Source organism: Ramlibacter tataouinensis (assembly GCF_027941915.1).
GTDB lineage: Bacteria > Pseudomonadota > Gammaproteobacteria > Burkholderiales > Burkholderiaceae_C > Ramlibacter > Ramlibacter tataouinensis_C.
In genome coordinates this window covers 1,245,837-1,262,931 of record NZ_CP116009.1, presented here as the reverse complement: position 1 = coordinate 1,262,931, position 17,095 = coordinate 1,245,837, and the positions used below count along the sequence as shown (strand labels likewise).

16 protein-coding genes are annotated in these 17,095 nt (G+C 72.1%); all 16 read left to right on the top strand.

The window, feature by feature from the left end; genetic code table 11:
* The first annotated feature begins 1 nt into the window (after window position 1).
* Window positions 2-742: an SDR family NAD(P)-dependent oxidoreductase gene (locus PE066_RS05885; protein WP_271235629.1), complete on the top strand. Its 741-nt coding sequence runs from the start codon at window positions 2-4 to the stop codon at window positions 740-742.
* Window positions 739-1,662 carry an alpha/beta hydrolase gene (locus PE066_RS05880; RefSeq protein WP_271235628.1) on the top strand — a complete coding sequence of 308 codons (924 nt, stop codon included), beginning with the start codon at window positions 739-741 and terminating at the stop codon, window positions 1,660-1,662. The genes PE066_RS05885 and PE066_RS05880 overlap by 4 nt, the downstream gene beginning before the upstream one ends.
* Window positions 1,659-3,113, top strand: a complete 1,455-nt coding sequence (locus tag PE066_RS05875; protein ID WP_271235627.1) for a hydroxymethylglutaryl-CoA synthase family protein — start codon at window positions 1,659-1,661, stop codon at window positions 3,111-3,113. Before PE066_RS05880 ends, PE066_RS05875 begins: the two co-directional genes overlap by 4 nt.
* A gap of 10 nt (window positions 3,114-3,123) precedes the next feature.
* A complete protein-coding gene (locus PE066_RS05870) occupies window positions 3,124-4,326 on the top strand; it encodes an acetyl-CoA acetyltransferase (RefSeq protein WP_271235626.1) in 1,203 nt (400 codons plus the stop codon).
* A 1-nt stretch (window position 4,327) separates the two neighbouring features.
* Entirely contained in the window at window positions 4,328-5,122 is a 795-nt protein-coding gene (locus PE066_RS05865) for an enoyl-CoA hydratase/isomerase family protein (protein WP_271235625.1), read from the top strand.
* On the top strand, window positions 5,119-5,904 hold the full coding sequence (locus tag PE066_RS05860) for an enoyl-CoA hydratase-related protein (protein WP_271235624.1): 786 nt from the start codon (window positions 5,119-5,121) through the stop codon (window positions 5,902-5,904). Before PE066_RS05865 ends, PE066_RS05860 begins: the two co-directional genes overlap by 4 nt.
* 28 nt (window positions 5,905-5,932) lie before the next feature.
* Window positions 5,933-7,450: a 3-hydroxyacyl-CoA dehydrogenase gene (locus tag PE066_RS05855; protein WP_271235623.1), complete on the top strand. Its 1,518-nt coding sequence runs from the start codon at window positions 5,933-5,935 to the stop codon at window positions 7,448-7,450.
* Window positions 7,447-8,301, top strand: coding sequence for an FAS1-like dehydratase domain-containing protein (locus PE066_RS05850; RefSeq protein WP_271235622.1), 855 nt, complete (start codon window positions 7,447-7,449; stop codon window positions 8,299-8,301). Before PE066_RS05855 ends, PE066_RS05850 begins: the two co-directional genes overlap by 4 nt.
* Window positions 8,302-8,331: 30 nt before the next feature.
* Complete coding sequence (locus PE066_RS05845) at window positions 8,332-9,636, top strand: phytoene desaturase family protein (protein WP_271235621.1); 1,305 nt, start codon at window positions 8,332-8,334, stop codon at window positions 9,634-9,636.
* 11 nt (window positions 9,637-9,647) lie between these two features.
* Window positions 9,648-11,330: an acyl-CoA dehydrogenase family protein gene (locus PE066_RS05840; RefSeq protein WP_271235620.1), complete on the top strand. Its 1,683-nt coding sequence runs from the start codon at window positions 9,648-9,650 to the stop codon at window positions 11,328-11,330.
* Between the two features lie 3 nt (window positions 11,331-11,333).
* On the top strand, window positions 11,334-12,557 hold the full coding sequence (locus tag PE066_RS05835; protein WP_271235619.1) for a CoA transferase: 1,224 nt from the start codon (window positions 11,334-11,336) through the stop codon (window positions 12,555-12,557).
* A gap of 149 nt (window positions 12,558-12,706) precedes the next feature.
* Complete coding sequence (locus tag PE066_RS05830) at window positions 12,707-13,747, top strand: TRAP transporter substrate-binding protein (protein ID WP_271235618.1); 1,041 nt, start codon at window positions 12,707-12,709, stop codon at window positions 13,745-13,747.
* A 3-nt stretch (window positions 13,748-13,750) separates the two neighbouring features.
* The gene (locus PE066_RS05825; protein WP_271235617.1) at window positions 13,751-14,275 is read left to right on the top strand and encodes a TRAP transporter small permease; all 525 of its coding nucleotides are present in this window, start codon (window positions 13,751-13,753) and stop codon (window positions 14,273-14,275) included.
* A 1-nt stretch (window position 14,276) separates the two neighbouring features.
* The gene (locus PE066_RS05820) at window positions 14,277-15,581 is read left to right on the top strand and encodes a TRAP transporter large permease (protein ID WP_271235616.1); all 1,305 of its coding nucleotides are present in this window, start codon (window positions 14,277-14,279) and stop codon (window positions 15,579-15,581) included.
* Entirely contained in the window at window positions 15,578-16,627 is a 1,050-nt protein-coding gene (locus tag PE066_RS05815; RefSeq protein WP_271235615.1) for a phosphotransferase family protein, read from the top strand. The genes PE066_RS05820 and PE066_RS05815 overlap by 4 nt, the downstream gene beginning before the upstream one ends.
* On the top strand, window positions 16,624-17,094 hold the full coding sequence (locus PE066_RS05810) for a hypothetical protein (protein WP_271235614.1): 471 nt from the start codon (window positions 16,624-16,626) through the stop codon (window positions 17,092-17,094). The genes PE066_RS05815 and PE066_RS05810 overlap by 4 nt, the downstream gene beginning before the upstream one ends.
* Window position 17,095 lies beyond the last annotated feature (1 nt).

The following is a 17,095-nucleotide window of genomic DNA, read 5'->3' as shown; positions in this document are numbered from 1 at the left end:
AGTGGCGGGCGGCGCAAGCGCGCAGCGGCGCGCCCTCGTCACCGGCGGCGCCAGCGGCATCGGCGCGGCCATCGTGCGGCGGCTGGCGGCCGATGGCCTGGCCGTGGTGTGCGCGGACCTGCAGGGCGAGGCCGCACGCCGGCTGGCCGACGAATGCGGTGCCGATGCGGTGCAACTGGACGTCTGCGACTACGAGCGCGTACACGCGGTGGTGCAGCAGTTCGGCCCGTTCGACGTGCTGGTGAACTGCGCCGGCGTCGACCAGCACGAGTTCTTCACCAGGACCACGCCGCAGGACTGGCGGCGCCTGCTCGGTGTCAATCTGGAATCGGTGCTCAACACCACGCATGCCGTGCTGCCCGCCATGCAGCAGGCCGGCTACGGGCGCATCGTCAACGTCGCTTCCGAAGCGGGCCGGCTGGGTTCGCGCGGCGGCTCGGTGTACGCGGCCGCCAAGGGCGGCGTGATCGCGTTCACGCGCTCGATTGCACGCGAGAACGGACGCAAGGGCATCACCGCCAACGTGGTGGCGCCCGGACCGATCGACACACCCCTGCTGCGGCAGGCGGTGCAGCAGGGCGGCGGCAAGCTGATGGACGCGATGACCGGCGCCACGCTGGCCGGCCGGCTGGGCACCAGCGACGAGGTGGCCGCGGCCGTGGCTTTCCTCGCGTCGGAAGCGGCCGGCTACGTCACCGGCGAAGTGCTGGGCGTGTCTGGCGGCATGGGGTGCGGCGCATGAGCGAGCACGTCGATGCCGTCATCGCCCGCGTCCGCTCGGTCTATGGCCGCTGGCGCCGCGACACCACCGTTGCACAGATGCGCGCCGACTGGGATGCCTTGTTCAACGCCACCGGCGACGCCTCGTTCGAGCCGGTGCAGGCCGGCGGCGTGCCCAGCGCCTGGATCGCCGCGCCCGGCGTGCGCAGCGACCAGGCCATCGTCTACTTCCACGGCGGCGGCTTCCAGGTCGGCTCGCTGCATTCGCATCGCGAGCTGATGGCGCGGCTGTCCGCTGCCGCCGGCGTGCGCGTGCTGGGGGTGGCTTACCGGCTGGCGCCGGAACACCGCCATCCCGCGCCGCTGCAGGACGCGCTGGCAGTGCTGCAATGGCTGCGCGGCCAGGGCTTCGCCGCGAAGGACATCGCGCTGGCAGGCGACTCCGCCGGCGGCGGCCTGGCCCTGGGCACGATGCTGGCCCTGTACGGCCGCGGCGATGCGCTGCCGGCCGCAGCCTTCCTGATGTCGGCCTGGACCGACCTGGCGGCGACCGGCGAGAGCTACGAGACGCGCGCCGCCGCCGACCCGATCCACCAGCGGCCGATGATCCAGGCGATGGCGCGCAACTTCCTCGGCCCCGACGCCGACCCGCGCGATCCGCTCGCCTCGCCGCTGTACGCGAGCGACGCCCAGCTGGCCGCGCTGCCCCCGCTGCTGCTGCAGGTGGGCGACCGCGAGACGGTGCTGAGCGACTCCGAGGCGTTCGCCCGTCGCGTGCGTGCCGCCGGCGGGCAGGCCGAAAGCCAGGCCTGGCCGGGCATGATCCACGTGTTCCAGCAATTTCCCGGCGAGTTGCCCGAGGCGCGCGAAGCGCTGCTCGCGGGCGGCCGCTTCCTTGCGTCCCACCTGGGCCGCGCTCCTTCCGGAGAGCCTTCAACATGATCGGAATCACCGCATACGGCGGCTACGTGCCGCGCCTGCGCCTGTCGCGCCAGGCGGCCGGACAGGCCAACGCCTGGTACGCGCCGCAGTTCGCGTCGCGCAAGGGCACCCGCGCCTTCGCCAACTGGGACGAAGACAGCATCACCCTGGCCGTCGCCGCCGCGCGCGACTGCCTGGGCCCGGCGGAAGACCGCAGCCGCGTGCGCGGGCTGCTGCTCGCCTCCGACACGCTGCCGTTCGCCGAGCGCCTCAATGCCGCCGTGGTGGCCGGGGCGCTGACGCTCGACGACGGGATCGAGGCGATGGACATGGGCGGCACGCAGCGCGCCGCGCTGTCGGCCTTCACCCAGGCCATCGCGCGCGTGCAGGCCGGCGGCGGCGACACGCTGGTGCTGGCCGCCGACAACCGCCGCACCCGCGCGGCCAGCGCGCAGGAGCTGGAGTACGGTGACGCCGCCGCGGCCGTGCTGGTCGGCCGCGACAAGGTCCTGGCCGAGTACCTGGGCGGCAGCACCGTGACGGCCGACTTTGTCGACCACTTCCGCGCCGCCGGCGAGGAGGTGGACTACCACTGGGAAGAGCGCTGGGTGCGCGACGAAGGCATCGCCAAGCTGGTGCCGCGCGCCGTCAAGGCGGCGCTGGCGCAGGCGGGCGTGGCGGCGGCGGAAGTGGACCACTTCATCTTCCCGACCACCTTCGCCAAGATGGACCAGCAGCTCGCCAAGGCTTGCGGCCTGGGCCCCGAATCCGTGGTCGGCAACCTGGCCGAGTCGGTGGGTGACACCGGCGTGCCGCACGGCCTGCTGCTGCTGGCGCAGGTGCTGGAGCGGGCCCGTCCCGGCCAGACCATCGTGCTGGCCCAGTTCGGCAGCGGCGCGCAGGCGCTGGTGTTCCGCGTGACCGACGCCATCGACGGCTTCAAGCCCGCGCGCGGCGTCAGCCAGTGGCTGGCGCGCGGCGTCGAGGAGCGCAACTACACCCGCTTCCTGTCGTTCAAGGGCCAGCTCGCGCTGGAGCGCGGCATGCGCGGCGAGCAGGACAAGAAGACGGCGCTGTCCACCGCCTGGCGCCACCACGAGGCGCTGCTGGGCCTGGTGGCCGGCCGCTGCGAGGTGACGGGCAGCGTGCACTTCCCGCCCTCGCGCCTGAGCTACGACGCCAAGCCGCTGCAGGACACGCAAAAGCCGCACAAGCTGGCCGACCGTCCGGCCAGGATCCTCAGCTGGTCGGCCGAGTACCTGTCCTGGCACCCGGCGCCGCCGCACCACTACGGGCAGATCGATTTCGAAGGGGGCGGCCGCATCCTGATGGACTTCACCGACCTGGAAGTCGGCGAAGTGGATGCCGGCACGCCGATGGAGATGGTGTTCCGCATCAAGGACATCGACGAGCGCCGCGGCTTCACGCGGTACTTCTGGAAGGCCACGCCGGTGCGCGGCGCGCAAGGCTAAGGAGACGACCATGGCACAAGGCATCAAGGACAAGGTGGCCATCCTCGGCATGGGCTGCAGCAAGTTCGGCGAGCGCTGGGACGCCAGCCCGGAAGACCTCATGCTCGAGGCCTACAACGAGGCGATGGCCGACGCGGGGATCTCGCCCGACCAGCTCGGCGCCGCCTGGTTCTCCACCCACATGGACGACGTCGGCACCGGCCGCGGCGGCACGCCCATGGGCATCGCGCTGCGCCTGCCCAACATCGGCGTGACGCGGGTGGAGAACTTCTGCGCCGGCGGCTCCGAGGCGATCCGCGCCGCGGTGTACGCGGTGGCCGCCGGCGCCTGCGACATCGCGCTCGCGCTGGGCGTGGAAAAGCTCAAGGACACCGGCTACGGCGGCCTGCCGATGGCCACCGTCGGCACCTACATCCCGCAGTGGTACCCGAATGCGGTGGCGCCGGCCAACTTCGCCCAGCTCGCCAGCGCCTACCGCGCCAGGCACGGCATCGACGCCGCGCTGCTCAAGCGTGCGATCGCGCACGTCTCGGTGAAGAGCCATGCCAACGGCGCGAAGAACCCGAAGGCGCACTTCCAGAAAGCCGTCAGCGAGGAGACGGTGCTCAAGGCACCGATCATCGCCGAGCCGCTGGGCCTGTTCGACTGCGCTGGCGTCTCCGATGGCGCGGCGGCGGTGATCGTGACCACGCCCGACATCGCGCGCGGGCTGGGCAAGAAGGACCTGGTCACCGTCAAGGCGCTGCAGGTCGCGGTGTCCAACGGCTGGGAACTGCAGTCCAGCGAATGGGACGGCAGCTACGTGCACACCGCGCGCATCGCGGCGAAGAGGGCCTACGAGGAAGCCGGCATCCGCAACCCCCGCGAGGAGCTGAGCATGACCGAGGTGCACGACTGCTTCTCGATCACCGAGCTGGTGACCATGGAAGACCTGGGCCTGTCGGACGACGGCAAGGCCGTGCAGGACGTGCTCGATGGCGCCTTCGACGCCGACGGCCGCGTGCCCTGCCAGATCGACGGCGGCCTCAAGTGCTTCGGCCACCCGGTGGGCGCCAGCGGCATCCGCATGCTGTACGAGATCTACCTGCAGCTGCAGGGCCGCGCCGGCCCGCGCCAGCTCGCCAACCCCAAGACCGGGCTGATCCACAACCTGGGCGGCCAGCCCTCGCAGAACGTCTGCTCCGTCTCCATCGTCGGACTGGAAGGTGCCTGACGTGGCGCAGCCCGTCGTCCTCCTCGACCACCCGGCGCCGCACGTGGCCCGGCTGCGGATCAACCGGCCGGACAAGCGCAACGCGATCGACTACGACGTGCGCCAGGGCTTCATCGACCACCTGCAGGCGCTGCTGGCCGATGGCCGGACGAGGGCGCTGGTGTTCGGCGGGGTCGAGGGCGTGTTTTCCGCCGGCGGCGACGTGCCGAGCATGGTGGGCCTGAGCGAGGCGCAGGCGCGCGAGCGCATGCGCCACATCCACGTGCTGTGCCGGCTGGTCGCGCAGGCGCGAATCCCGGTGGTCAGCGCGATGGAAGGCGTGACGGCCGGTGCCGCCGTCGGCCTGGCGCTGCTGGGCGACCGCATCGTGATCGGCCGCAACGCGCGTGTGCTGTTCCCCTTCCTCAAGCTCGGCCTGGCGCCCGACTGGGGACAGCTGCTCACGCTGCCGCGGCGGGTCGGCCTGCCGGCGGCGCACCGGTTGCTGAGCGACGGACGGCCCGTCCTGGGCGAGGAGGCGCTGCGCATCGGGCTGGCGGACGCCCTGGCCGAGGACGCGGAGGTCATGGCCACCGCCGTGCGCGTGGCTTCCGAGCTGGCCCTGCTGCCGGCCGAGGCCTTCGGCCGGATGAAGGATCGTTTGCACCATCCCTCGGCCAGCCTGGAAGAGGAGCTGGCGCGGGAAGAGACCGACCAGGCCGCCTGCCTGCTGGGCGAGGACTTCCTGGAAGGCTTCGACGCTTTCCGCCGCAAGCGAACCGCCGATTTCATCGAACGCCCCGGAGCCCGCAAGTGAGCGAGACAGTGCCGACCGCCCCCGTGCTGGTGAGCCGCGAAGGCGCCGTGGGCGTGCTCACGCTCAACCGGCCCGACAAGCGCAACGCGCTGGACCTCACCATGCGCGGCGCCATCGCCGAGGCCGTCCGCGGCCTCGAAGCCGACCCCGAGGTCAAGGCCATCGTCATCACCGGCAGCGACACCGTGTTCGCCGCCGGCGCGGACCTGAACCTGCTGGTGGACAAGGGCGCCCAGCAGGTCGCCGAGATCGACCTGGGCCAGTACTGGGCGCCGGTGGCCGGCGCCCGCAAACCGGTGATCGCGGCCGTGAGCGGCTTCGCGCTGGGCGCCGGCTGCGAGCTGGCGCTGATGTGCGACTTCATCGTGGCCGACCCGACGGCGCGCCTGGGCCAGCCCGAACTGGCGGTGGGCATCATGCCCGGCGCCGGTGGCACCCAGCGGCTAGTGCGCAGCGTCGGCAAGCAGGTCGCCAGCCTGATGCTGATGACCGGCGAGCCGCTGACCGGCGAGCGCGCGTTCCAGCTCGGCCTGGTGGCCGAGCTCGCGCCGGAGGGCCAGGCGCTGGCCCGCGCGCTGGAGCTGGCGCGCAAGGCAGCCCGCATGCCGCCCAAGGCGCTGGACGCCACCAAGCGGGTGCTGCGCCAGGGCGCGGACCTGCCGCTGGACGCGGCGCTGGCGCTGGAGAACCGCGAGTTCCTGCTGCTGTTCGACACCGAGGACAAGACCGAAGGCATGCGCGCGTTCCTGGACAAGCGCAAGCCCGCATTCACCGGCCGCTGAACGCGGCCCCGTTTAAATTTTTCCTTTGATGGCCAAGATCTCCCCCACCACCATCGGCGTCGTCGGTGCCGGCACCATGGGCCGCGGCATCGTGCAGCTGTTCGCCCAGGCCGGCCACACCGTGCGCTGCCACGACGCGCAGCCGGGCGCCGCCGCCCAGGCGGTGGACTACGTCGCCGGGATGCTCGCGCGCACCGTGGAGAAGGGTCGCATGACCCAGGCGGAATACGAGCAGGCGCGCGGCCGCATCCACGCCTGCAACGGCCTGGCCGACCTGGCCGACTGCGAAGTCGTTGTAGAAGCCATCGTCGAGGACCTGGAGGTCAAGCGCGCGCTGTTCCGCGAACTGGAGGGCCTGCTGGGCGAGGACGCGATCCTGGCCAGCAACACCTCCTCGCTGACGGTATCGGAGATCGCCGCCGCGTGCCGCCGCCCGCAGCGCGTCGCCGGCCTGCACTTCTTCAACCCGGTGCCGCTGATGAAGGTGGCCGAGGTGATCGCCGCGGTGCGCACCGCGCCGGCCGTGGTCGAGCGCCTGCGCGCGCTCACCCAAGGCGCCGGCCACCGGGCGGTCGTGACCGCCGACCAGCCCGGCTTCCTGATCAACCACGCCGGCCGCGGCCTCTACACCGAGGGTCTGCGCATCGTCGAGGAGCAGGTGGCCACGCCGGCCGACGTCGACGACGTGCTGCGTGAGGCCATGGGCTTTCGCATGGGGCCGTTCGAGCTGCTCGACCTGACCGGGCTGGACGTGTCCTCGCGCGTGATGGCCTCGATCTACGAGCAGTTCCAGCAGGAGCCGCGCTTCCGCCCCTCGTCGCTGGTGCCGCCGCGGGTCGCCGCCGGCCTGTTCGGCCGCAAGAGCGGCGAAGGCTGGTACCGCTACGAGGATGGCAAGAAGCTGACCGCGCCGGCCCGGCCGGTGCCGACGCTGCCGCCCGGGCTGGCCGTGTGGATCGATCCTGCGGCCAGCGGCGCGGCCGGACTGCGCGAGCTGGCGCAGGCGGCCGGCGCCCGGCTGGTCGAGCGGGCCGCCGACGCCCGGCTCGCGCTGGTCCAGCCCTGGGGCCAGGACGCGACCTCGACCGCGCTCGCACTGCAACTGGATCCGGCGCGCTGCGTCGCGGTCGACCCGCTGCCGCCGCTGGCGCTGCGGCGCACGCTCATGTTGACGGCCGTCACCGCGCCCGAGGCCCGCGACGCCGCCCACGCGCTGCTGGCGCAGGACGGCACCGCCGTCACCGTCATCAACGACAGCCCGGGCTTCATCGCGCAGCGCGTCATGGCCACCATCGTCAACATCGCCGCCAACATCGCCCAGCGTGGCATCGCCGGGGTGCAGGACCTCGAGGACGCCGTGCAATTGGGCCTGGGCTATCCGCACGGACCGCTGGGTTGGGGCGACCAGCTCGGCGCCGCCCGAATCCTGGCCATCCTGCAGGCGCAGCTCGCCGCCACCGGCGACCCGCGCTACCGCCCCAGCCCCTGGCTGGCGCGTCGCGTGGCACTGGGCCTGCCGCTGACCACGCCGGAGGCGGCCCGATGAGCGCCGCGCCGATCGACCTCGACCACCTGCGCCAGTGGGTGGGCCGCGCCAGCAGCGCCGAGCAGTTCCTCGATCCGTTCCCGGCGCGCGCGCTGGCCGGGCTGCTCGATCGCGCCGAGGCACCGGGCGAAGGCGACGCGCTGCCGCTGCCCTGGCACTGGCTGTACTTCCTCGATGCGCCCAGCCGCGCGGCCACGGGCGCGGACGGCCACCCCCAACGCGGCGGCTTCCTGCCGCCGGTGCCGCTGCCGCGCCGAATGTGGGCGGCCGGCGAGATGACGGTGCAGCAGCCGCTGCGCCTGGGGCGGCCGGCGCGCAAGACCTCCACCGTGCGCAGCGTGGACCTGAAGCAGGGCAAGGCCGGCTCGCTGGTGTTCGTCACCGTCGCCCACGAGCTGGAACAGGACGGGCAGGCCTGCATTTCGGAGCTGCAGCACATCGTCTATCGCGAGGCGCCGACCGCGCCGGCGCCGCTGCCGGCCGGCGAGGCCGCGCCACAAGAGGCCGCCTGGTCGCGCGAACTGCAGCCCGATCCGGTGCTGCTGTTCCGCTTTTCCGCGCTCACCTACAACGGCCACCGCATCCACTACGACCGCGACTACGCCACGCGCGAGGAGTTCTATCCGGCGCTGGTGGTGCACGGCCCGCTGATCGCCACCCTGCTGCTGGACCTGGCGGCGCGCGAGCGGCCGGGCGCGCAGCCGGCGCAGTTCCGCTTCCGCGCCCAGCGCCCCGCCTTCGACACCGACCCGCTGCGCCTGTGCGGCCGCCCGGAGGAGGGCGGCGCCGCGCTCTGGACGTCCGATCCCGCCGGCTTCCTCGGCATGACCGCCTCGGTGCGGTTCCGCTGAGGCCGCGCCCCCATCCCACAGGAGACTCCCATGACCCATCCCTACTATGACGCCGTCGTGATCGGCGCCGGCGCCGGCGGCATGAGCGCCGCGGCCCGCCTGGTGGCGGCCGGCAAGAAGGTGCTGCTGACCGAACGCCTGGGCCGCCTGGGCGGCCGTGCCTCGAGCGAGGCCATCGACGGCCACATCGTGAACATCGGCGCCATCGCCATCGAGCGCGGCGGCGTGTTCGAGGAGACCTTCGACCTGCTGGGCGTGCCGCTCGACATCCGCGAGCCCAACCCCGCCACCGTCTTCTACATCGACGGCAAGGTGATCAACGTGGCCAAGGGCGGCTGGGGCATGTTGCTGGGCACCTTCACCAAGCAGGCCGCCAAGATCGGCGCCAAGTTCGCCGACGCGCGCGCCGGCGACCTGCCGGAGGCGAAGATGAGCACCAAGGAGTGGCTGTCGCAGTACACCTCCAACGAGACGGTCCACGCCATCTTCCGCAACCTGTGCGCGGCGATCTTCGCGGCCAACAGCGACGAACTGCCGGCGCGCGCCTTCCTCACCTACTTCGCGATCAAGGGCGCGTTCAAGCGCTTCGGCTTCTGCCCGCGCGGCACCGTGGGCCTGTGGAACGACCTGGGCGACGGCATCCGGCGGCACGGCGGCGAGATCTGGCTGGATGCGCCGGTGACGGCGCTGCACACCGCCGACGGCCGCGTCACGGCCCTGGACATCGAGCACGAAGGCGCCATCCGCCGTGTGCAGGCCGGCGTGGTGATCGGCAACATCGGCCCCGCCGCCACCGTGGCGCTGCCCGGCGCCGAGGCCTTCGGTGCGGACTACGTGGCCCGTGCGCGCAGCACGCCCAAGCCGGCCGCCAACATCGTGATCAACTTCGCCACCCGCGAGCGCCTGCTCGACGTGCCCGGCCTGGTCACCTTCGGCAAGACCCGCCGGCTGTGCAACATGGGCGAGCTGACCGCCACCTGCCCGGAGCTGGCGCCGGCCGGCTGGTACCAGTACGTGGCCTACGCCGTGCCGCGCCCGGCCACCGGCGACTTCGACGAGCAGGCCGAGATCGAGGAATCGCTGGCCGACCTGCGCGAGCTGTTCCCCGGGTTCAAGGACGCGAAGATGCTGTCGGTGCGCGTGATGCGGAACGACTGGCCGGCGCAGCGCTCGTGCGCCGGCTTCGACATGCCGCAGGACACGCCGCTGGCCAACTTCTGGCACGTCGGCGATGCGGTCAAGGAGTACGGCGACGGCGGCACCCAGGCCTGCGCCTACACTGGCCGCGAAGCGGCAAGCAAAGCGCTGGCAGCGCTCGAGATGGCCGCGGCCTGAGGACGAAACACATGGACGACTCGATGCAGCAGCAGGTGCGGCTGGCCGGCGAAGTGCTGGCCCGGATGCGCCAGGCCTTCGACGCCGCGGTCGCGGCGCTCGCGCAAGGCTGCCTGGACAACGGCCGGCTGGATGCGGCCCGGCTGGACGCCCGGCAGGTCGCCGCCTTCGAGATGGCCTGGGGCGGGGCGGAGCTGCTGGCGGCCGAAACCTCGGTGGCCGCACTCACGGCGCAGGCTGAACCGCTGCAGGGGCAGCTCGCGCTGGTGTTCGCCGTCGATGCGGTGGTCGCGGTGCTGGACCGGCTGGACGTGATGTACGCCGAGGCGGGGCTGGACCTGGCGCCGCTGCACGCGCTGCGCACCGACCGCGCCTGGCTCGAGTTGCGCGCAGGGTCGGGCAGCGCCGCCGCGCTGCAAGCGGCTGGCCGCGCCGTGGCCGAAGCGCAGGGCATCGCCGGCGAGGTCGCGCTGGACGACCAGCATGCCATGGCGCAGGACGCGTTCCGGCGCTTCGCCGAGGAGGTGGTGGCGCCGCAGGCCGAGGCCATCCACCGGCACGACCTCACCGTCCCCGAGTCGCTGCTGCAGCCGATGCGCGAGATGGGCGTGTTCGGGCTGGCCATTCCCGAGCAGTACGGCGGCAGTGCCCCCGACGACCGCGACGACACCCTGCTGATGGTGGTGGTGACCGAGGCCCTGTCGGAGGGATCGCTGGCCGCCGCCGGCAGCCTGATCACGCGGCCGGAGATCCTCACCCGCGCCCTCATGGCCGGCGGCACGGCGCAGCAGAAGGCGCGCTGGCTGCCCCAGCTGGCCGCCGGTGACCCGCTGTGCGCGATCGCGATGACCGAGCCCGACTACGGATCCGACCTGGCCGCGTGTTCGCTCAAGGGCACGCGGGTGGATGGCGGCTGGCTGCTCAACGGCGCCAAGACCTGGTGCACCTTCGCCGGCAAGGCAGGGGTGCTGATGGTGGTGACGCGCACCGACCCGGACCGCTCACTCGGCCACAAGGGCCTGTCGGTGCTGCTGGCGGAAAAGCCCTCGTACGACACCCACGAGTTCGCCTACACGCAGGACGGCGGCGGCAAGCTGATCGGCCGCGCCATCCCGACCATCGGCTACCGCGGCATGCACTCGTTCGACCTCTCGTTCGAGGACTTCTTCGTGCCCGACGAGAACGTGGTCGGCGGCGAAGCCGGCCTGGGCAAGGGCTTCTACTACACGCTGGCCGGCATGGTGGGCGGGCGCATGCAGACCTCGGCGCGCGCCTGCGGGGTGATGCGCGCGGCCTTGCGCGCCACCGTCCGCTACACCCAGGACCGCAAGGTGTTCGGCGCGCCGCTGGCGGACCTGCCGCTCACCCAGGCCAAGCTGGCGCGGATGGGCGCACGGCTGGCGGCCTGCCGCCGCCTGGCCTACACGGTGGCCGGCATCGTCGACAGCGGCAACGGCCGCATGGAGGCCAGCCTGGTCAAGCTGCTGGCCTGCCGCTCGGCCGAACTGGTCACGCGCGAGGCGCTGCAACTTCACGGGGGCATGGGCTACGCGGAGGAGACGCCGGTGAGCCGGTACTTCGTGGATGCGCGCGTGCTGTCGATCTTCGAGGGCGCCGAGGAAACGCTGGCGCTGAAGGTGGTGGCGCGCAGCCTGATGGAACGCGCTGTCGGCCTGGCGCCGAGCGGGAGCTGAACGATGGCGGTGCAAGGCATCCTGGCCGGCCTGCGGGTGGTGGAGGCGGCGGCGTTCGTCGCGGCGCCGCTGGGCGGCATGACGCTGGCGCAGATGGGCGCGGACGTGATCCGCATCGACGCGCTGGGCGGCGGCCTCGACTACCGGCGCTGGCCGGTGACCGACGACAACACCAGCCTGTTCTGGTGCGGCCTCAACAAGTCCAAGCGCTCGGTGGCGCTGGACCTGGCTTCGCCCGAGGGGCGCGAGCTGGCCATGGCCATCGCCTGCGCGCCGGGCGACGACGCCGGTCTGTTCCTGACCAATTTTCCGCCGCGCGGCTGGCTCGATCACGACAAGCTCAAGGCACGGCGGCCGGACCTGATCCAGCTCACGCTGCAGGGCGACCGGCACGGCGGCTCCGCGGTCGACTACACCGTCAATCCGCGCCTGGGACTGCCGTACATGACCGGTCCGGTCGACGGCGAAGGCGCGGTCAACCACGTGCTGCCGGCCTGGGACGTGATCACCGGCCAGATGGTCGCGGTGGGCCTGCTGGCCGCCGAGCGCCACCGGCGCCGCACCGGGCAGGGCCAGCACGTCAAGCTGGCGCTGGAGGACGTGGGGCTGGCCGTCATGGGGCACCTCGGCTTCATCGCCGAGGCGCAGCTCGGCCGCCCGCGCGAGCGGCACGGCAACGAGCTGTTCGGCGCGTTCGGGCGCGACTTCCTCACCGCCGACGGCCAGCGCGTGATGGTGGTGGGACTGACGCCGCGGCAGTGGCGGGCAATCTGCGAAGCCACGCAGCTGCAGTCGGCGATGGATGCACTTGGCGCGAAGCTGGGCCTGGACCTGGCGCGGGAGGGTGACCGCTTCCGCGCGCGCGCGGAGATCGCGCAACGGGTCGGCGCCTGGATCGCCGCCCGGCCGCTGGCGGAAGTGGCCGAAGCCTTCGACCGCGACGGCGTCTGCTGGAGCCGCTACCAGGGCATCGCGCAACTGGTGCGCGACGACCCGGAGTGCTCCACGGCCAACCCGATGTTCAGCGCGATCGAGCAGCCCGGCGTCGGGCCGCTGCTGGCGCCCGGCATTCCGCTGGATTTCGGCGGGCTGCAACGCCTGCCGGCCCAGCCGGCGCCGCGGCTGGGCGAGCACACCGAGCAGGTGCTGGCCGAGCTGCTGGGCGTCGACGCCGCGCAGTTCGGGCGCTTGCACGACAAGGGCGTGGTCCGCACCGCTGCGGACTGAGGCGCCCCGCCATCCGGAAAGGCCGACGAACAGGTCAGGTCTTTTCCCGATTTGTTAGACCGTCACGTCGGACTATTATCAAATGGCGGATGGCGACCGCGTGTCGACGCCATCCCGACCCCCTTCACATGCAACAGGAGACCCCGCAAATGATGTCCCGTACCCGCCGCCTCGTCGGCGCACTCGCGCTGCTCGGGGGCTTCGCCGCCTTCGCGCCGGCCACCGCCCAGACCACCGTGCTGAAGTACTCGAACTGGCTGCCCGCCGGCCAGGCGATGCGCGTGGAAGTCATCGAGCCGTGGATCGCCGAGGTGGAGAAGGCCACGCAAGGCCGCGTGAAGATCGACACCCTGCCCAAGGTGGTGGGCACGCTGCCCGCGCAGTTCGACGTGGCGCGCGACGGCCAGGCCGACCTGGTGGTGTTCATCCCGGGCTACACGCCCAACCGCTTCGACATCCTCGAAGTGCTGCAGATGCCCTTCATCAGCGACAACCCCGAGGTGCTGGCGCCGATCGCGGACCGCTTCTACCGCAAGCACCTGGCCAGCTACGGGGAGTTCAAGGGCGTCCACCCGCTGTCGGTCTACGTGGTCTCGCCCGGCCAGCTGTTCAACGCCAAGCGGCCGCTGCGCAGCATCGCCGACTTCAAGGGCCTGAAGTTCCGCAGCCCGCAACCCAGCGCCACCCAGGCCCTGACCCTGCTGGGCGCCGTGCCGGTCAACAAGCCGGTGAGCGAAACCTACGAACTGCTGTCTTCGGGTGTCCTGGACGGAACGCTGATGCCGCCCGAGTCCATCCCGGCCTTCAAGCTGAACGATCAGGTCAACTACGCCACCATCGTGCCGGGCGCCATCTACAACACCGTGCTCGTGCTCGGCATCAACGAGGACAAGTGGAAGTCGCTGCGCGCCGAGGACCGCGACGCCATCATGCGCATCAGCGGCGAAGCCTTCGCCGCCAGGATCGGCCAGGCCTACGCCAAGGGTGACCGGGCGGCCTTCGATGGCCTGCGCAAGGCCGGCAAGACGGTCGAGGTGCTGCCGGAGCCGGCGCTGGCCGAGATGAAGAAGGTGCTGCAGCCGGTGGAGAAGGACTGGATCGAGAAGGCCCGCAAGAAGGGCGTCGCCGATCCGCAGAAGCTGCTGGCGCAGGTGCGCGCCGAGGTGGCCGCGGCCAACGGCGGGAAGTAATCGATGGGCGGCACTCGGAACAGGGTGGAGCGCACCCTGACGGCGGCCGGCTCGGTGAGCTTGCTGGTCCTCATGGCCATCGTGTTTGTCGACGTCGCCGCCCGCAACTTGTTCAACAGTCCGCTGCCCTGGGGCACGGAAGTGCTGGAGGTGGTGCTCGGCGCGATGGTCTTCGTCCTGTACCCGGTGCTGGCGCTGCGGCAGGGGCGGGGACAAGGGCACATCGTCGTCGACCTGGTGCCGGTGCCGCGCGCGACCCGCGCGGCGCAGCGCGTGCTCGCCGGCGCCGTGAGCGCCGCGCTGTTCGGCGTCATCGCCTGGGCCTGCGGGCGCCAGGCACTGCGCTCGGCCAGCTACGGCGACGCCTCCGCCATCCTCGGCATTCCCACGGCCTGGGTGCTGTGGGTGGTGGCGGCGCTGTCGGCGCTCAGCGCGCTGGTCTTCGTCGCGCATGCGGCCGGGCTGCTGCGCAGCGACGGCGCCGAAACCACCGGCGGCGATTCCGCAGCCGTCCTGTACGGGAGCTGACATGCTGGCCCTGTCTCTCGGCTTCCTGATCGCCTTCGGGCTGATCCTGCTGCAAGTGCCCATCGCGACCGCCCTCGGCCTGATCGGCTTCGGCGGCGTGGTGGCGCTCAATGGCCTGACGCCCGCGATCAGCATGGTGGCGGCCATCACCCGCGAAAGCACGCTGGCCTACACGCTGATCGTGCTGCCGCTGTTCGTGCTGATGGGCAACCTGGTCGCGGGCGCCGGCGTCTCCGGCGACCTGTTCCGGGTCGCCCAGGCCCTCATCGGCCGCCGCCGCGGCGGCGTCGCCATGGCCACCGTCGCGGCTTGCGGCGCCTTCGGCGCGATCTGCGGCTCCAGCGTGGCCACCGCGGCCACCATGGGCAAGGTCGCGATACCCGAGATGCGGCGCCTGGGCTACGGCGACCGGCTGGCGGCCGCGGCGGTCGCGGCCGGCGGCACGCTCGGCATCCTGATCCCGCCGTCGGTGATCCTGGTGGTGTACGGCGTGGCGACGCAGACCCACATCGGCGAGCTGTTCGCCGCGGGCATCGTACCCGGCCTGGTGGCGATCGTCGGCTACATGCTGGCCGTGCGCTTCATGGTCTGGCGCGACCCGGCGCAGGCGCCGCTGGCGGCCGCGGCCGAGAAGCTGGTGCCGGCGCAGCTGATCTCGCTGTGGCCCGTGGCCGCCATCTTCGGCATCGTCATGGGCGGCATCTACGGCGGCCTGTTCACCTCGGTGGAGGCGTCCGGCATCGGCGCCGCCGCGGCGCTGCTGTATGCGCTGACGCGGCACAACCTGACGCTGCGGCAAATCGGCGAGATCTTCGCGGACAGCGCGCGCACCTCGGCGATGATGTTCGCCATCATCCTCGGGGCGGCGCTGTTCGGCGAGTTCGTCAACATCACCGGCGTGCACGAGGGCCTGCTGGCGCTGGTCAAGGAAAGCGGGCTGCCGCCGTTCGGCGTGATCATGGTGATGGTCGCGATCTACCTCCTGCTCGGCTGCGTGCTGGAGAGCCTGTCGATGATCCTGCTGACGGTCCCGATCTTCTTCCCGATCGTCACCTCGCTGGGCTACGACCCGGTGTGGTTCGGCATCCTGGTCGTGGTGGTGGTGGAGATCGGCCTGATCACCCCGCCGATCGGCGTCAACCTGTTCGTGATCCGCTCGGTCACGCCCGACATCGGCATGTCGGCCATCGTGCGCGGCGTGCTGCCCTTCATCGTGGCCGACCTCGCGCGCGTGCTGCTGATCGCGGCCATTCCCGCCCTGAGCCTCTGGCTCCCCACTCTGCTGTTCAGAACGCCCGCTGGATGACTGATCGCACCCTGGACCTTTCACCCGCCACCCTGGAATCCCGGCTCGGCAGCTTCCTGGCCGAGCGCTGGCAACGGCCCGTGCGGCTGGATGGCTGGCGGCGCTTCCCCGCCGGCTTCTCGTGGATCACCATCGGCTTTCGCGCGAGCCCGCCGGCTGGCGAGGGCGAGCCGCAGGACCTGATCCTGCGCATCGGCGACCCGATGGGTCTGCTCGCCCCCTACCGGGCCGAACCGGAGTACCGGGCCCTCGAAGCCCTGCAAGGCTTGCCGGCGCTGCCGGTGCCGCGCGTGCATGCCTTCAGCGACGATGGCTCGATCATCGGCGCGCCCTTCCTGGTGACCGGCCGGGTCGAAGGCGACACGCCCATGCCCTGGAAGGGCGCGGCCGAACGGCGCGGCGCCGAGCAGAACGCCAGCCTGGCGCGCGACTTCACCGACGCCCTGGCGACGCTGCACGGCGTCGACTGGCAGCGCACCGGACTCGGCCAGCTGTGGGGGTCGGTGGACCCGCACGGCGTGGCACGCGACCAGGCCCTGGCCTGGTGGCGCCATGCCGGCTTCGACACCGGCGCTGCCGGCGCGCCGCCGCAAATGCAGTACGCCATGCGCTGGCTGCTGCGCCACGCGCCGGCCGCCCCGCGCGCTGCCATCGTGCACGGCGACTACCGGGTCGGCAACTTCCTGCAGCAGGACGGGCGGATCACGGCCGTGCTGGACTGGGAGCTGGTCCACCCCGGCGACCCGCATGAAGACCTGGCCTGGGCCGCGCTGCGCATCTTCTCGGGCGGCACCGGCCGCGTGGGTGGCCTGGTGGAGCGCGACGAGTTCTTCCGCCGCTACGCGCAGCAAGCCGGCTTCACGCCGGACCCGGCGGTGCTGCGCTACTACGAGGTGCTGGGGCTGTTCAAGAGCGCTTCCATGCTCCTGAGTGCCGCCCAGCGCATCGAAACCGGGCGCGCGCGCGACATCCGCATGGCATCGATGGGGTTCCAGGTCGCCTCCACGCTGCTCGAACTCAACCGACTGATCGCGGAGGCCTCATGAGCACCGAGCTGCCGCAACTGATCGAGGCGATGCGCCGCACCCTGCGCGAGGCCGTCGCCCCCGAGGTCGCCAGCGACCACGCGCGCGGCCAGCTGGCCGCGATCGACGACATCCTGGGCAAGCTGGCCGGCATGACCGTCTGGTCACCGCAGGCCGAGCAGGAGCAGGCGCAGGCGCTGCGCACCGGCATCGAGCGCTTCCGCGCGCACGTGGCCGGCGCGGGGCCCGCCCCCGAGCTGCCGCCCCCGGCGGCGGATGACGGGGTGGCGGGCCTGCCAGCCGCCGAGAGCGAGATACGCGCCCTGGTGGACTGGCTGGACCGCGCCCGGGATTCGCTCGCGCCCGCGGGCTTTGCCGAGCTGGACGCCATCCTGCGCCAGGCGCTGCGCGAGCAGCTGCTGGTGCAGCGCAAGCGCATCCCGCTCACCGATTTCGGCGCCATGACGGCTGCCGCCACCGAACCCTGAG

What these genes read in the sequence shown, in the direction of transcription:
- PE066_RS05880 (WP_271235628.1), top strand. Translation starts at nt 739, where the DNA reads ATGAGCGAGCACGTCGATGCCGTCATCGCCCGCGTCCGCTCGGTCTAT.
- PE066_RS05875 (WP_271235627.1), top strand. Translation starts at nt 1,659, where the DNA reads ATGATCGGAATCACCGCATACGGCGGCTACGTGCCGCGCCTGCGCCTG.
- PE066_RS05870 (WP_271235626.1), top strand. Translation starts at nt 3,124, where the DNA reads ATGGCACAAGGCATCAAGGACAAGGTGGCCATCCTCGGCATGGGCTGC.
- PE066_RS05855 (WP_271235623.1), top strand. Translation starts at nt 5,933, where the DNA reads ATGGCCAAGATCTCCCCCACCACCATCGGCGTCGTCGGTGCCGGCACC.
- PE066_RS05850 (WP_271235622.1), top strand. Translation starts at nt 7,447, where the DNA reads ATGAGCGCCGCGCCGATCGACCTCGACCACCTGCGCCAGTGGGTGGGC.
- PE066_RS05845 (WP_271235621.1), top strand. Translation starts at nt 8,332, where the DNA reads ATGACCCATCCCTACTATGACGCCGTCGTGATCGGCGCCGGCGCCGGC.
- PE066_RS05840 (WP_271235620.1), top strand. Translation starts at nt 9,648, where the DNA reads ATGGACGACTCGATGCAGCAGCAGGTGCGGCTGGCCGGCGAAGTGCTG.
- PE066_RS05835 (WP_271235619.1), top strand. Translation starts at nt 11,334, where the DNA reads ATGGCGGTGCAAGGCATCCTGGCCGGCCTGCGGGTGGTGGAGGCGGCG.
- PE066_RS05830 (WP_271235618.1), top strand. Translation starts at nt 12,707, where the DNA reads ATGATGTCCCGTACCCGCCGCCTCGTCGGCGCACTCGCGCTGCTCGGG.
- PE066_RS05825 (WP_271235617.1), top strand. Translation starts at nt 13,751, where the DNA reads ATGGGCGGCACTCGGAACAGGGTGGAGCGCACCCTGACGGCGGCCGGC.
- PE066_RS05820 (WP_271235616.1), top strand. Translation starts at nt 14,277, where the DNA reads ATGCTGGCCCTGTCTCTCGGCTTCCTGATCGCCTTCGGGCTGATCCTG.
- PE066_RS05815 (WP_271235615.1), top strand. Translation starts at nt 15,578, where the DNA reads ATGACTGATCGCACCCTGGACCTTTCACCCGCCACCCTGGAATCCCGG.
- PE066_RS05810 (WP_271235614.1), top strand. Translation starts at nt 16,624, where the DNA reads ATGAGCACCGAGCTGCCGCAACTGATCGAGGCGATGCGCCGCACCCTG.